The 15249-nt window shown below is 73.1% G+C and carries 11 protein-coding genes; 4 read left to right on the forward strand and 7 right to left on the reverse strand.

Features of this window, described 5'->3' with window-relative positions:
• Positions 1-239 precede the first annotated feature (239 nt).
• Positions 240-1751 carry an amino acid permease gene (locus BJ958_RS13115; protein ID WP_179727230.1) on the reverse strand — a complete coding sequence of 504 codons (1512 nt, stop codon included), beginning with the start codon at positions 1749-1751 and terminating at the stop codon, positions 240-242.
• A gap of 242 nt (positions 1752-1993) precedes the next feature.
• Between BJ958_RS13115 and BJ958_RS13120 the strand changes: the two genes are divergently transcribed.
• From BJ958_RS13120 to BJ958_RS13130, 3 genes are read left to right on the forward strand one after another with little or no spacing between them, the layout of a single operon-like run.
• Positions 1994-3508 (forward strand): AMP-binding protein, encoded by a 1515-nt coding sequence (locus tag BJ958_RS13120; RefSeq protein ID WP_179727231.1) that lies wholly within the window; start codon positions 1994-1996, stop codon positions 3506-3508.
• The gene (locus tag BJ958_RS13125; RefSeq protein ID WP_179727232.1) at positions 3505-5706 is read left to right on the forward strand and encodes a CaiB/BaiF CoA-transferase family protein; all 2202 of its coding nucleotides are present in this window, start codon (positions 3505-3507) and stop codon (positions 5704-5706) included. Before BJ958_RS13120 ends, BJ958_RS13125 begins: the two co-directional genes overlap by 4 nt.
• Positions 5703-6479, forward strand: coding sequence for an enoyl-CoA hydratase/isomerase family protein (locus BJ958_RS13130; protein WP_179727233.1), 777 nt, complete (start codon positions 5703-5705; stop codon positions 6477-6479). Before BJ958_RS13125 ends, BJ958_RS13130 begins: the two co-directional genes overlap by 4 nt.
• A gap of 65 nt (positions 6480-6544) precedes the next feature.
• On the opposite strand, the gene BJ958_RS13135 is transcribed toward BJ958_RS13130, so the two are convergent.
• The 4 genes from BJ958_RS13135 to BJ958_RS13150 form a co-directional block, all read right to left on the reverse strand.
• Positions 6545-7543 (reverse strand): alcohol dehydrogenase catalytic domain-containing protein, encoded by a 999-nt coding sequence (locus BJ958_RS13135; RefSeq protein WP_218865739.1) that lies wholly within the window; start codon positions 7541-7543, stop codon positions 6545-6547.
• Positions 7540-9087 carry an aldehyde dehydrogenase family protein gene (locus BJ958_RS13140; protein ID WP_218865740.1) on the reverse strand — a complete coding sequence of 516 codons (1548 nt, stop codon included), beginning with the start codon at positions 9085-9087 and terminating at the stop codon, positions 7540-7542. Before BJ958_RS13140 ends, BJ958_RS13135 begins: the two co-directional genes overlap by 4 nt.
• A gap of 170 nt (positions 9088-9257) precedes the next feature.
• Complete coding sequence (locus BJ958_RS13145) at positions 9258-10574, reverse strand: MFS transporter (RefSeq protein ID WP_179727234.1); 1317 nt, start codon at positions 10572-10574, stop codon at positions 9258-9260.
• Entirely contained in the window at positions 10571-12154 is a 1584-nt protein-coding gene (locus BJ958_RS13150; RefSeq protein ID WP_179727235.1) for a carboxylesterase family protein, read from the reverse strand. The genes BJ958_RS13145 and BJ958_RS13150 overlap by 4 nt, the downstream gene beginning before the upstream one ends.
• A 111-nt stretch (positions 12155-12265) precedes the next feature.
• Between BJ958_RS13150 and BJ958_RS13155 the strand changes: the two genes are divergently transcribed.
• Positions 12266-13249: an Lrp/AsnC family transcriptional regulator gene (locus BJ958_RS13155; RefSeq protein WP_179727236.1), complete on the forward strand. Its 984-nt coding sequence runs from the start codon at positions 12266-12268 to the stop codon at positions 13247-13249.
• Between the two features lie 6 nt (positions 13250-13255).
• Here the strand turns inward: BJ958_RS13155 and BJ958_RS13160 are convergent, their stop codons facing one another.
• Positions 13256-13996 (reverse strand): IclR family transcriptional regulator domain-containing protein, encoded by a 741-nt coding sequence (locus BJ958_RS13160; protein WP_179727237.1) that lies wholly within the window; start codon positions 13994-13996, stop codon positions 13256-13258.
• 11 nt (positions 13997-14007) lie between these two features.
• Positions 14008-15246 (reverse strand): M20/M25/M40 family metallo-hydrolase, encoded by a 1239-nt coding sequence (locus BJ958_RS13165; RefSeq protein WP_179727238.1) that lies wholly within the window; start codon positions 15244-15246, stop codon positions 14008-14010.
• Positions 15247-15249 lie beyond the last annotated feature (3 nt).

Below are 15249 nucleotides of genomic sequence, written 5' to 3' on the forward strand. Positions count from 1 at the left end.
CGGCAGGCGCTCGTCACTGCACTTGCGTCCGAACGGTCCACCGTCGGCAAGTTCGAAGCGCCTCTGTCCACACTGGCACTTGTCGCTCGGCCCGCGTACAACTGCCCCCGTCAGTCCGGGCGCGGCGGATCGACAGCGGGTCAGCGCTGGACGCGCCGGCGCGTCCGTTGGTCGCGACGAAGCTTCCGACGAACGGACGGACCCAACGACGAACGCCACCCTCCTTGCAGGCCGTGCGCTCAGTCGTCGACCAGGGTCTGGCCCATGCGCTGGTAGGCCTCGGGCCGGTTGCTGCGGGCCCGGAGCGCGATGGCGAGGCCGACCAGGATGGTCAGCACGTGGATCCACGGCAGGCTGTTGATCACGCTCGACGTGGTTCCGGTGATCGACTCGTAGTTGACCAGCGCGAGCACGGTCAGCGTCGCGAGAGCGACGGTGGCGATCGCCGGGGCGATGACGTGGACCCAGCCGCGCTCGCCGCGCCGCCAGAAGAAGACGACGACCGCGCCGGAGGTGGTGGTGATCAGCAGGAGCAGACCGACGGCACCGAAGCCGGTCATGGCGGAGGTCAGGGTGGTCAGCGGGTCGAGTCCGGCAATGGCGAAGCCGGACACGACGAGGGCCATCACCCCGAAGCTGCCGATGCCGGCGCGGGTCGGCGAGGAGTACGTCGGGTGCACCTGCGAGAGCGCGGTCGGCATGAACCCGTCGCGGGACAGGGCGAACAGGTAGCGCGACGCGGCGTTGTGGAAGGCGAGGACGCCGGCGAAGCAGCTGGTCACGATCAGGACCTCGAGGATCTTGGTCCATGCCGTGCCGACGTAGCTGTCGCTGAGCGCGTACGCGAAGGCACCCGGGTCGGCGAGCGCCGTCGCGGGCGCGGCATCGCCACCACCGCCGACGACCATGGCCCAGGCGGTGAACATGAAGAAGGCGCCGATCCCCAGCGTGGAGGCGTAGGTCGCACGGGGCACCGTGACCTCGGGGTCACGGGCCTCCTCGGCGTAGATCGCGGTTCCCTCGAAGCCCTGGAAGCAGGAGAAGCAGAAGATGATGCCGACACCGATGGCACCGCTGAGCACGTGGGTCGGCGAGAAGGAGGCGAGGCTGAAGGACCCGGGACCCTCCTGGAACAGGATCGCGAGGTCGAGGACCAGCACGACGGTCCCCTCGAGGACGAGCGCGACGGCCAGCACGCCGGCAGCGAGCGTGATGCGGAAGTAGCCGAGCACCAGGCAGATCACCAGACCCACCAGTGAGTAGACCCACCACGGGATCGTGACGCCGAAGAAGCCCTCCACGCTGGTGCTCGCGAAGAAGCCCATCGCGCCACAGGTCGCCGTACCGACGGCCAGGTAGGCGCTGAGGGCGACGTACGCCGCGGCGAGGCCGGGCGGGCGGCCGACGCCGTTGGTGACGTAGGCGAAGAACGCCCCGGCGTTGCGGACGAACGGCACCATCCGGGTGAAGCCAACAGCGAACAGGGTGAGGATCGCCGCCACCACGACGAACATGCCGGGCGTGCCGACGCCGACGCCGAGCGCGAGGGCGAGGGGGATGAGGGCGACCGCGCCACCGGCGGGGGCGACCGCGGCCATCACCATGAACACGATGTGGGCGGGCCCGAGCGTGCCCTGGGCGAGGCCCGGGGTGATGCCGACGCTGGAGGCTCCGGACCCCACGGCCGATTCCTCGGTGGTGATGAGGAGGCGTGCTTCCTCCGGGCTGATCCTGCTGTCCTCGCTGGTCACGAGCGTCTCCTTCTGCTGTGCCGGGGTGTGCGGAACTCCGCTCGACGCGTGGTTCCGGCCAGGGACTGGTGGGGCGCGGTGTCCGAGCCGCGGGCTGCCCGAGTTGCCTGGCTCACAGTCTTGGCACGGCTCGCGCGGCTGTTGAACCGCCCGGTCCGGTGAGTGGTCCGCACCCGTGGCGCGCGCCCGGAGGCCGGTCGAGACTGGCGAGGACACACCGGAAGGCGGCGGGAGGAGGACTCGTGGCGACGCCCCGATCCCTCGCCGAGGCGGTCCGGATCCGCGCCGAGGCGAACCCCGACGGCGAGCTCGTCCGCGTCGCCGGTGGCACCTCCGATGCCGCGATGCGTACGGCGGCCGGGCTCTACGAGCACGCCGAGATTCTCGCGCGCGGACTGGCCCGCTGGATAGGCCCGGGCGCCGCGGTCACGACTGCCGTCGAGCCCGGCACCGCCACGATCGCGCTGAGCACCGCGCTGTCGATCCTGGGCGCCGTCGAGGTGGCCCTGCCGGCCGGTACGGACCGGGTCGACGCGCACCGGCTCGCGACCGCGACCGACTCAGCGGCGACCCTCGTCGCACCTGCCCGGTTGGCCGCGCAGCCCTGGCTGGCAGACCTGCCGGCTCGCACCCGGCTCGGCACGGCGCCGACGACGGCCCTCGAGCAGCTCGATCCCCACCCGCTCCCCCACCACCGGCCACAGCTGGAGACGCCGGCGGTGGTGATGCTGACGTCCGGGACGACCGGCCGCACCAAGGGCGCCCTGCTGCCGAACGGTGCGGGGCTCGGCCAGGCCCGGCGGGTGCAGCGGGCGATGGCGTACACGCCGGAGGACGCGCTGCTCAGCTTCTTCCCCTGGCAGCACGTCAATGCCCGGCACGCCGCCTTCCTGCCGGCGGTGATCTCGGGCGCCCGCCTCGTCGTGTGGCCGCGCTTCTCCGCCTCCCGCTTCTGGCAGACGGCCGCAGCGGAGGGCGTCACCGCGTTCAACTTCATGGGCGCAGTGTGCGCGATGCTGCTGCGCCAGCCGCCCGGCCCGCACGACCGTGGACACCTCGTCCGCCGCGCGTACGGCGGGCCCGCCCCGGCGGAGATGGTGCACGCGATGGCCGAGCGCTACGGAGTCCGGCTCCGCCAGGCCTATGCGTGCACCGAGCTCGGCGACGTGGCGACCACCGGTGCCGAGATCCGCCCCGGGGCCGCAGGTCGCCCGGTGCCTGAGTACGACGTCGAGGTGCGCGCCGGCGAGCTGGTGGTGCGCCCGCGCGTGCCCGCGCTGACCGCGATCGAGTACGTCGGCGATCCCGAGGCGACGGCCACCGCGTGGCGCGACGGCTGGTTCCACACCGGTGACCAGGCCCGGCTCGACGACGGCTGGCTGGTCGTCGAGGGCCGCAGCGCGGACGTGATCCGGCGGCGCGGCATCAGCATCGGCGCGAGCCGGATCGAGGACGCGGTCGCGCAGTTCGGCGGGGTGGCGGAGGTCGCGGCCATCGGCGTGGAGTCCGAGCTCACCGAGGACGAGGTGCTCGTGGTCGTCGTACCGACCACGGAGGGACTCACCCCCGCCGCGATCCACGCCCACTGCCGCGACGTGCTGCCCCGGCACGCCGTACCCCGCTTCATCAGCATCGAGCCGACCCTGCCGCGCAATCAGAGCCTCAAGGTGCTGCGCCGCATCCTGCGCGAGCGCGGCCTCCCACCTGACGCGTGGGACGCCGAACGACCAGCACCCCATCAACAGGAGAGCCCATGACCCGACCGATCCGCGTCCTCGACCTCACCGACGACCTCGCGTTCCAGGCGGCCCGCCTTTTCGTCGGCATGGGCGCCGACGTGCTGCGCGTCGAGCGTCCCGAGGCACCACCGCTGCGGCGCTCGGCACGGTTGCACTGGCATGCGGGGAAGCGCGTGACGAGTCCCACCGACGACGAGCAGTACGACGCCCAGGTCGCTCGGCTCGTGAGGGACGCTGACGTCGTCGTCGAGTCCGGCCCCGTCCGGCGGCTGCGCACCCCGGCGCTGCGCGAGGCGGATCCCGCCGCCTGGCAGCAGGTCGCTCACGTCGTGGTCACCCCGTTCGGACTCGACGGTCCGCGGCGCGACTGGCTGGCCGACGACCTCGTGCTCAGCGCGGCAGGCGGGATGGCCTGGCTGGGCGGCGATCCGGGCCGGGCGCCCGAGCCGCCGCCGCGCGAGCAGGCGGTCCAGCTCGCCGGCGCGCACGCCGCGATCGGTGCCCTGCTCGCCCTGGTCGCCCGCGATCGGACCGGTCGGGGACAGCTGGTCGAGATCTCCGCCCAGGAGGCGGTCGCCGCCACGCTCGAGACCGGCGCGATCGCGTGGATCCACGGTGAGGTCGTGCCGGGGCGGACCTCGGGGGTCTACGGCCACGTCGCGCACCGGGTGTTCGCGACAGCCGACGGTCATGTTGCGGGCGGCTACTCCGGCAGCCCGCGGATGTGGGACGACCTGCTGGCCTGGCTGGTCGAGGAGGGCGAGGCCGAGGACCTCGCCGAGGAACAGTGGCAGGACGTCGAGGTGCGCTGGAAGGGCCGCCCGCACGTCGACGAGGTCGTTGCGCGGTTCGCGGCCCGTCGTACGTCGGCCGAGCTGGCCGCAGAGGCCCGCCGCCGGGCCCTCCCGTGGGCCGAGGTCACCCCGCCTGGCGCGCTCGGCGCCAACCCCCAGCTCCGGGACCGGGAGTTCCCGGTCCGCATCGGCGAGCTCGAGGACGCCGGCTTCCCGTTCGCCTCACCCGGCCTGGTCCGACCCGTGCGGCTCGCCGAGCCAGTCAGCGTCGAGGACGCCGCGGACTGGGTCCCGCGTCGGGCGCCGATCACGACGCGCCGCCGCACAGCTCCCGCGGACCTGCCCGCGGATGCCCCCGCCCTTGCCGGGGTGCGGGTCCTCGACCTGACCTGGGTGCTCGCGGGCCCCTACGTCACCAAGACCTTGGCCGAGCACGGCGCCGACGTCGTGAAGGTCGAGTCGTCGCACCGCAAGGACCCGACCCGCTTCTCCCCCGGCATGCGCCTGCGGCCGGGGGCGTCGTACGACGACAGCGGCTACTTCCTCAACTTCAACCGCAACAAGCGCAGCCTCGCGCTCAACCTGCGCGACCCACGCGGGCAGGAGCTGCTCCGGGCCCTGGTCCCCCACGTCGACGTGGTCGTGGAGAACTTCAGCCCGGGGGTGCTGGCCAAGTGGGACCTGGCCTACGACCAGCTCCGCGACCTCAACGAGGAGGTCGTCCTGGTCTCGATGGCCGGTGTCGGCCAGGACGGCCCGTGGCGCTCGGCGGTCACCTTCGCCGACACCCTGGCCGCGATGTCCGGTCTCACCTACGAGACCGGTCGCGCGGACCGCGCACCGCAGGGCCTGACCTTCGGGCTGGGTGACATGGTCGCGGCCAATGCGGCCACGCTGGCCACCCTCGAGCTGCTTTACGCCGGGCAGGGCGGGCACGTCGACCTGTCGCAGCTCGAGGCGATGGCGGCGAGCCTGGGGCCGGCGGTGCTGGAGGCAGCGCTCGGCGAGCCGGCGGCGACCGCGCCGGGGATCGTCGTACCCACCGCGGGAGCGGACCGGTGGCTCGCCGTCGGCGCCGGCGCGCCCGCCGACATCGCGGCCCGCGCCGCCGGCTGCGACGCCGACGAGCTCGCCGCCGATCTGCAGGCGCAGGGCATCGCGGCCCACCCGGTCCGCGACGGCCGCGACCTCGTCGACCTCGACCCGCAGCTGGCGGCTCGCGGCTTCTACCGCACGCTCACCCACCCGATCGCCGGGCCGGTGCTGCACGAGGGACTCGTCGAGCACCTCGCTGCGACGCCGGGCGCACTCACCGCGCCCGCTCCCCTGCTCGGCCAGCACACCGACGAGCTGCTCACCGAGCTGCTCGGCCTCGACCCGGCCGAGCTCGCCACCCTGCACCAGGAAGGTGTCCTCTCATGACCCGCACCCACACCGGCTTCCGCATCGAGCACGACGGCCCGGTCGCCGTGGTGACGATCGACCATGGCAAGGTGAACATCGTCGACCCGGAGCTGATCGACGCCCTGGTCGCCGGGCTGCCCGACGTGCTCGACGACCCGGAGGTCCGCTGCGTCGTGGTGCGCGGCAAGGGCCGGATCTTCGTCGGCGGCGCCAACCTGACAGTGATGCGCCTGCTCGATCCCGACACCTATCGCGCGATGCGTCGCTGGGTCGACGTGCAGCGGCTGCTCGAACGGGCCCCCAAGCCGGTCGTCGCCGCCCTCAACGGCCACGCCCTCGGCGGCGGCGCGGAGCTCGCCCTCGCCTGCGACCTGCGGATCCTGCACGCCGACGCGACCTTCGGCTTCCCCGAGAGCTCGCTCGGCATCTTCCCCGGCGCAGGCGGCTCGCAGCGACTGCCGCGGCTGGTCGGGCCGCACCGGGCCAAGCGGATGATCATCGACGCGACCCGGTACGACGCCGCGCAGGCGCTCGCCGAGGGCCTGGTGGACCTCGTGGCCGGTGCCGACTTCGACGAGGTCGTCCGCGCGGAGGCGCACCGCCTCGCCGCACGGCCCACCGCGACCATCGGGCTGGTCAAGCGCGCCATCGACGACGGCCTCGACCTGCCGATCGACGAGGCGATGGCGGTCGAGGAGCGCTACGTGCTGGAGAACATCCGGCTCCAGGACGCGGCCGAGGGGATCCAGGCCTTCCTCGACAAGCGGCAACCCGTCTTCACCGGACGCTGACGCGAACGGCCCGGCCGCCCCGAGGGGCGGCCGGGCCGTTCTGCACTCCGCTCTCCAGCGTGACGTCAGGCGTTCGGGGCGGAGGGCACCACGACCCCGCGACCGTTGAGGCGCCCGGCGCGCAGCAGCTCCAACGCGTGACCGGTCTCCTCGAGCTTGAACTCCTCGACGTTGAGATCGAGCTCGCCGGCGACGAGCAGGTCGGCCAGCTCACCCGCGACCGCACGCCCCTCCGCGTCGCGGCGGATCATGTTGACGGGCAGCATGGCGACGTCGTCGAGCAGCCAGTTGGACAGCTCGAGGGTGACCTCGGTGCCAGCGACGTACCCGATCAGCGCGGCCCGTCCGCCCGGACGCACCGCGCGCAGCCGGGCCGGGAGTCCGGGCCCGCCGATGGTGTCGACGAGCAGGGTGGCCGGGCGATCGCGGACGAAGGCCGCGAGCGCCTCGGTGTCCGTCGAGTCGAGAGCCGTCACGCCCTCGGGCAGGGCGGCCGCCTGGCCGGCGTCGAGCACGAGCGCCGTGACCGTCGCCCCTGCGCGGCGGGCCAGCTGCACGACCATCGAGCCCACGGCACCGGCAGCGCCGGCGACGAGGACGTGCTCGTCGGCCGCGACGACGTCGTCGAACCAGCGTCCGAGGCGACCGACGCCGTTCAATGCCGTGTGGGCGGTGGTGGTCGGCACCCAGAAGGTCGCCCCCAGCGCGGGGCTCAGTCCGTCGGCGACCGGGACCAGGGTCGCGGACTTCGCGACGACGTACTCCGCCCAGGTGCCGGGACGGAGCATCCCGAGCCCGCCGCCACGCAGCACCACCCGGGTGCCCGGCGCGAGCTCCGCGGACTCCACGACCACGCCGCAGCCCTCGACCCCGGCGATGTAGGGCAGCTCGGGCTTGATCCCGAAGCTGCCGCCCGCGACGGTCAGGTCGAGGTGGGCCACCGCCGCAGCCTCGACCCGGACCAGTGTCTCTCCGTCGCGCGGCACCGGTCGCGGCACCTCGTCGATCGTCGGCTGCTGGCCCCACGCGTGGATCCGGGCCGCCTTCATCGTCGCGTCCGTCACTGTCCCTGCTCCTCCGATCGGGCCTGGCCCCACAGCGGGAACCGCTGGAGGCCGAGGCCGATGTTGACCGACTTCACGGCCGTGTACTCACGCAGCGTCTCGAGGGAGAGCTCGCGGCCGAAGCCGCTCTCCCCGACACCGCCCATGGGCATTCCGGGGGCGAGGTCGAACCAGCGGTTGACCCACACGATCCCGGCCTCGAGCTGCGCGGCCACGGTGTGCGCCCGGCGCAGGTCGCTGGTCCAGACACCAGCAGCGAGACCGTACGGCGTGCTGTTGGCACGGGCCACGGCCTCCTCGTCGGTGCGGTACTTCTGCACGACGGTGACCGGACCGAACACCTCGGTGCCGCTGATCGTCGACCCGCCGTCGTCGTCGGCCAGCAGGACGGGGCGCTGGAAGTAGCCGTCCGCGAGGTCCTGCGGCAGGTCGAGGGGCTCGTCACCGGTCACGAACCGCACACCCTCGGCACGGGCGCGGTCGAGGTGACCGCGGACCAGCTCCAGCTGTCGCGCGGAGACCAGCGGGCCGACCTCGGTGGCCGGGTCGAGTGCGTCACCGACCCGGATGCGGCGTGCGGTCGCGGCGAAGCGCTCGACGAACTCGGCGTGCACCTTCTCGTGCACCAACAGCCGGGAGGCGGCGATGCACGCCTCTCCGTTGGCGAGGTAGATGCCCATCAGGGCGTCCTCGACGGCGCGCTCGAGGTCGGCGTCCTCGGCGACGATCATCGCGCTCTTGCCGCCGAGCTCCATCAGGCTCGGCGTGAGCGTCTGGGCGGCTGCGCCGAGGATGGCGCGGGCCGTGGCGGGCCCGCCGGTGAAGGTGATCTTGGCGATGTCGGGGTGACCGACCAGCGCGGCGCCGGTCTCCGGGCCGACGCCGGTCACGACGTTGACGACGCCGGGCGGCAGCAGGTCGGCGACCAGGCGGAGGAACTCGAGCACGCTCGCGGTGGCGTACTCCGACGGCTTGACGACGACCGTGTTGCCCCCGGCCAGAGCGGGCGCGAGCTTGTTGGACAGCGTGATCAGCGGAGAGTTCCACGACAGCACTGCTGCGACGACGCCGATCGGCTCACGCCGCGTGTAGACGAGGGTCTCGGGGTCGGCGACCGGGATCTGCTCACCGTTCAGCGAGCGCACCACGCCGGCGAAGAAGCGGAAGATGGCGCAGACGGTCGGCAGGTCGGCGAGGTGGGCCTCGCGGATCGGCCGGCCGTTCTCGGTGGCGAGCAGGGGCGCGAACCGCTCGCCCTGCTCCTCGAACCGGTCGGCGATCGCCAGGAGCACCGTCTGGCGCTGGTCCAGGGTCGTGCGCCCCCACGCGCGCTGTGCGGCCCGGGCGGCCCGCACCGCCTCGTCGACGTCGCGCGCCGATCCCTGCGGCAGCGTGGCCCACGGCTGCCCCGTGCTCGGGTCGATCGCCTCGAAGGTGCCGGTCCCGGCGATCCAGTCGGCGCCGATCAGCTGCTCGTACGGCGCAGCGGGCACGTAGGCGCTGCGGGCGGAGGTCCTCATCGACGTGCTCACGGGCGTGGTCAACGGCGCGCCTCTCTCGTGGGGGACGGATGACGTGGCGGTTGCGTCAGTCTGCCGGCTCCCCGCCCCCGGTCGCGTGTGCCCGATCCGGTGAGCGAACCGGGCGTCGGGAGGGATCACGCGACGGGGACGGGGAGCAGGCGGGAGGCGCCTAGCCTCGGGATTTCACGGGGCTAACGCGCCTCGGCGGTGCGCAGCCGACCGACGACGACGCCGGCGGTCAGGACGGCGCACCCGGCGATCACCAGGATCGGCAGCTGCACGCTGCCGGTCCACTGCTGGCCGAGTCCGGTGACGTAGGGCCCGAGGAAGGAGCCGATCGAGCCCAGCGAGTTGATGAACGCCAGCGATGCGCCGATCGCGATGCTGCCGCGGAGGTGGTCGTGGGCCAGGCTCCAGACCAGCGGTCCGACGACCGAATAGGTGCCGGCGGCGATGCTGAGGCCGAGCAGCGTGACCAGTGCGCTGTTGCCAGCCGCGACGCTGAGCACCAGACCGAGGGCGGCGAGGACGAGCGCGGTCGCGGCGAGCCGGCGGTGCTGGCCGGTGCGGTCGCCGAGGACACCGCCGAGGACGATCGTGATCGCCGAGATGGTCCACGGGATCGCGGAGACCAGTCCGATCGCGAGCACGCTCTTGAGACCGGCGGCCTGCAGCATCGTGGGCATCCAGAAGATGACGGCGTAGATGCCGAGGTAGCTGGCCGCGAGGGTCAGGCCGAGCAGCCAGACCCGGCTGTCGGTCAGCGCGCTCCGCAGCCGCCCACGCTCGTGGCAGCGCTCCGGCTGGGGGTCGGCCGCGAGCGCCCGCTCGATCTCGTCCTTCTCGGCCTCGCTCAGCCACCTTGCCTGACGCGGGCTGTCGGCCATGAAGAGGAAGAAGACGACCCCGAACACGATGGCCGGAAGGCCGGTCAGGTAGAAGAGCCACTGCCAGCCGGCGTGGCCACCGGCGCCGTCGAGCCCCGACATGATCCAGCCCGCCAGCGGACCGACGGCCATGCTGGCCAACGGACCGGCGACGACCAGGATCGCCAGCGCCCGGGTCAGCCGGACCCGCGGGAACCACGCCGCGAGGAAGAGCACCATGCCCGGGTAGAACCCGGCCTCGGCGGCACCGAGTGCGATCCTGGCGAGGTAGAACTGCTCGGTGTTCTGCACGAATCCAGTCAGCACCGTGATCGCTCCCCAGGTCAGCAGGATCCGGGTGATCCAGGCCCGAGCACCGATCCGCTCGAGGACCAGGTTGCTGGGGACCTCGAGCAGGCAATAGGCGACGAAGAAGAGGCCGGCGCCGAGGCCGTAGGCAGCCGCCGACAGCCCGATGTCCGGTGCCATGGTGAGCTTGGCGAAGCCGATGTTGCTGCGGTCGATGACCGCGATGGCGTAGCCGATCGCCACGAAGGGCAGCAGCCGGCAGGCCAGGCGCCGGAACAGGGCCGGCGAGATGTCGGAGACCGTCGGCGTGCCGGCGGCGTCAAGTGCGGTCATGAAGCTCGTACCTCCGTGGAGTACTGGTCCAGCGTGTCATGGTGAGAGGGATCGGGTGCGTCGGTGCGCTCCGGCAGGTGCCACCAGGACCCGGGCGTCCAGGCGGCTCGGTGCCAGAGCAGGCGTTCGTCGGCGCGCGGGTCGTGCTCGACCCGCGGCTCGGTGTCGAGCACGAGGGTGGCGCGCTCGGTGGCGTCGTACCGCGGCCAGTCGGGCAGGCCGGCCCCGGCCGGGTCGGCGCCCGCGACGAACCTGCCCCAGGTACGCCGGATGGCCGCGCCGAGCTCGACGAGCGCGGGGTCGGCGTCGGCCAGGCCGACGTCCCACAGGTAGGTCTGGTCGGCGCCGTGGAAGCCCCACTGCTCGGGCGGTACGCCGGGGGTGGGCGCCTCGAACACGTAGCGCCAGGTGTCGGCGTGCTCGCTCTGGGCGTCGAGCAGGCGCACGGTGGGCACGCCGTACCGCTCGTCGCCGAGGATCGCCTGGTGCACCAGGCGCCCGGGCAGTGCCGGGCGCGCGGTCCGGTAGGTCTCGATGACGTCGTCGGCGTCGGTGCCGAAGATCTCGGCCAGCCGGGTCGGGACCAGGTCATTGGCGCTCGGCTCGGCGAGGGCGTAGCTGCCACCCTCGTTGGCGGTGACGCCCGCGATCATCCGCACGCCTCGCGCTGCTCCCGAGCGCAGCGCCTCGGTCGGAGTGGCCGGAAGGATGCGGCCGTCGACCATCGGGCGCCACAGCCAGGTCGCGCGGACACCGCGCCCGAGCCGCTCCTGCGCCGCGAGGATGTCGTCGGCCGGCAGGCCGAGCAACGCGGCTGCGTCGGCCGGGTCGATGCCCAGCTCGCGCAGCAGCTCGGCCGCAAGCTCGGCCGCCTGGTCGGGGCGGGCGACGTGGTCACCGCCGCTGTGCACGACGGCTGCCTCGAACAGGCCACGGGCGGCCGGTGTCGCCATCAGGTTGATCGCGCTCTTCGCGCCTGCGGAGATGCCGCCGATGGTCACCCGGTCGGGGTCGCCCCCGAAGGACGCGATGTTCTCCCGGACCCAGCGCAGAGCCTGCACCTGGTCAAGGAGCGCGCAGTTCGCAGCGTCGGCGTACTCGGGTCCGAGGAGGTGGTCGAGCCGCAGCATCCCGAGGGACCCGAGCCGATAGTTGGGCGTGACGACGATGCAGCCCTCGCGGGCCAGCGCCATGCCGTCGCCGGAGAACGTCGCGCCCGACCCGACGGCATACCCGCCGCCGTGGAACCAGACCAGCACTGGCAGCGCGACCTCCGGGTCGCGCTCGGCGGGCGCGCAGACGTTGAGGTGGAGGCAGTCCTCGGACTGGGGCGCGTCGGCATCCGTCTCCGCGGCGCCGAAGCTCGGGAGGAGGGCACTGCCCTGCTCCTGCCGGGCCCGCGGGGCGAACCGGTCCGCGGCGCGCACGCCCTCCCAGCCGGGGGCGGGCTGCGGTGCCTTCCAGCGCAGGTCGCCGACCGGCGGCGCCGCGAACGGAAGGCCCCGCCACACCGTCACGTCACCTCGTCGGGCGCCGCGCACCTGGCCCTGGGCCAGTGTCACGAGCGTCGTCTCCACCACGTCCATCTCCTTGTCTGCGGTCCCTGTGACCTGCGTCTCAGCATGAGGGGCGGCGAGAAGATCAGACAATGGGCATTGAGAACGTGGAGATTTTCGACAATAGTCTGGCGAATGATTCAGTTCTCCGGCGCGCTCGACCCGCTCTCCCAGCGCATCGTGGCGGCCCTGCAGGCCGACGGGCGCGCCTCGTGGACCCGGATCGCGGCGGTCCTCGGGGAGTCCGAGCGAACCATCCACCGGCGCGGGACCGAGCTGCTGCGCTCGGGTCAGGTCCGGGTCAGGGGGCTTGCCCACCCCGGTCGGGTGCGCAACGCCAGCCAGGTGGTGCTGAAGGTGTCCTGCACCGCCGGCACCACCTCGATCGCCGGCGGCGCGCTTGCCCGCCGCGCGGAGACGGTGTTCGCCTACCTGACCACCGGCGCGGTCGACTGCGTCGCCGAGCTGTCGGTCCACCCGAGCCGGTTCAGCGACCTCGTCGTCCAGGAGATCGGCGCGATCCCCGGCGTCGCCTCCTACACGGCCTCGCCGGTCCTCGGCTACTTCCGTGCGATGCACCAGTGGCGGCCTGACCTGCTGACCGCAGAGGAGTACGACGCCCTCGGCGGCGCGACGTACGCGACCGACCCCGGCGAGGGCAGCTCCGTCGAGCTCGACAAGCCCGACCAGCGGATCCTGACCGAGCTGACCGCCGACGGACGGGCGACGTACGACGACCTGGCCCGCGCCACCGGCCTCTCCGTGCAGACCGTCAGCCGCCGCGTCGAGCGGCTGCGCCTCGACGGGACCCTGTCCATCCGCGCCGTCTTCGAGCCCGCGCTGATCGGCCTGCCGGTGGAGGTCCTGTTGTGGCTGGAGCTGTCCTTCAGCGAGATCGAGGAGGTCGGCAACCAGATCATCACCTCGCCGTCGGTCCGCTACGCCTGCGCACTGGCCGGCGCGCACCAGCTGCTGGTCGACGCCGTCTTCCCGTCCCGCGACGACCTCTACCGCTACCTGCGCGAGGCACCGTGGGTGGCGCAGGTGCGCGCGGTGGAGCCGACGGTCGTGGTGAAGCCGCTCAAGCGCAGCGGGGTGCTGGACCTCCAACTGGGCTGATTCCGGTCAGTTGAGCTGCCCCGAGGTCCGGATCCGGCGCACCGTCCGCCGCAGCTGCGCGACGAGGCGGTCCACGTCGACCCGGAAGGTGGGCGCGGTCAGCGAGAGCGCGCCGAGCACCAGCCCGCTGCCGCCGTACAGCGGCACGGCGACGGAGCTGTAGCCGACCGTCGTCTCCTCCTGCTCGACCGCGTAGCCGCGCTCGCGGACCTGGCGGACCTGCTCGAGCAGGAGGCCCGGGGCGATCACCGTGCCGGCCGAGACTCGCGGCAGGCCCTGGGCGATCACGTCCTCGAGCAGCGCCGACGGGGCGTGGGCGAGCAGGACCTTGCCGCTGGCGGTGCAGTGCAGTGGCATCCGGCCCGCGATCCGGGAGGGCCGCGCGGCCTGGGGGCTGGCGCTGACCTTCTCCAGGTAGAGCACCTCCTGGCCGTCGAGGACACCGAGGTGCACGACCTCGCGGGTCTCCTGGTGCAGCTGCTCCATGGCCGGGCGGACACTGTCGCGCAGCACCCGGAAGCGCGGCACCCGGCTGCCGAGCTCGAAGGCGCGCATCCCGAGGCGGTACTCCTGCCCCGCGCGCTCGAGCATCCCCCAGGCGAGCAGCTCCTGCGCGAGCCGGTGGACCGACGCCTTGGAGATGCCCGTGCGGCGGGCGAGGTCGGACAACGAGATCTGGTCGTCCTCGATCGTGAACGACTCCAGGATCAGCCGGAGCTTGCCGACGACACTGTTCGCGCCCTCCACGGTCACTGGGGTCAGTCCCGACCGGGTGCGTGCTGCAGGAGCAGCACAGTGCGGACCAGGATCTCGACCAGCCGCCGGGCCTCGACGAGGTCGACGAGGTTCATGCCGCGGGTGAAGTCGGGCGGTACGCCGTCCGGCCCGGCCGGCACCTTCGGCATGCCGACCCGTGCGGTCGGGACACCGCGCAGGCGCAGGATGTTGGCGTCGGTGGCGCCGCTGTTGCCGGTGATCGGCGTGTGGCTCTCGCCCGCGACCGTCTCCCACGCGGCGACCGCCGCCCGCACCACCTCGGACGACGGCGCCGTGTGGCTGGCCGGCACTGCAGCGATCTGGGTGACGGTGAGCTCGACGTCGAGCTCACGGCCGACCTCGTCCAGGAAGGCGCGCACCTCGCGGGTGACCGACGGGGGCGTCTGCTCCGGCGTGATCCGGACGTCGAGCCGCAGCCGCACCGACGCAGCCGTCGCGGCCGCGAGGTGGTCGAGGCCGCCGCGTACCGACGAGACGATGCCCTGCGGACGCATGGTTCCGGTCTCGTGGCGCTCGGCGTAGTCCTCGAGCCACGCCTCCAGCCGCAGCGCCACCTCGCCCGCGAGCGCGACCGCATTGCGGTAGGGCAACCGGTGGCGGCTGCCGACGTACGTGTGGATGCCCGGTACGACGACGTCGAGCCAGACCAGCCCGACCTCCTCGTGCGAGACGTTCCAGCCGGGCTTGGCGATCACCGCGTGGTCGGTGGTGAACCCGCGCTCCAGCAGGAAGGTCGCGCCCACCCCGTGGCCGGTGTTGGCGCGAGCCGCGTCGTCCGGCGCGAAGGCCGGCATCCCGCCGGCACCGAACCCGGCGACGACATCGCCGCCGAGCTCGATTCCGGACGCCGCCAGTGCCTCCAGCGCGACGAGGACGCAAGCCGCGTGCCCCTTGGGGTTGCCCGCGCCCAGCCCCTCGACCAGGTCGCCGTGGACCGTCGCGCCGGCGTCGTCGTCGGTGAACGTGTCGATCGGCGCATAGAGCAGCACGGACGGTCCGTTGCCGCCGGCGAGGACGCCGACGGCGTTGGACTGCTCATCGTCGATCCGCTGCTCCACGGCCCGCAGCCCGGCGGCGTCCATCCGCTCGACGAGCCAGCGGGCCAGCTCCCCCTCGCCGCCGGTCGGGCTGGCGATGTCGACCACGCCGGTCACCGCACTCAGCAGCCGCTCCCGGGTCACGTGACCGAGAACGGCGTCGACCTTCCGCTCGATGTCCACGTC

The sequence above is a fragment of the Nocardioides kongjuensis genome, assembly GCF_013409625.1.
Taxonomy (GTDB): Bacteria; Actinomycetota; Actinomycetes; order Propionibacteriales; family Nocardioidaceae; genus Nocardioides; species Nocardioides kongjuensis.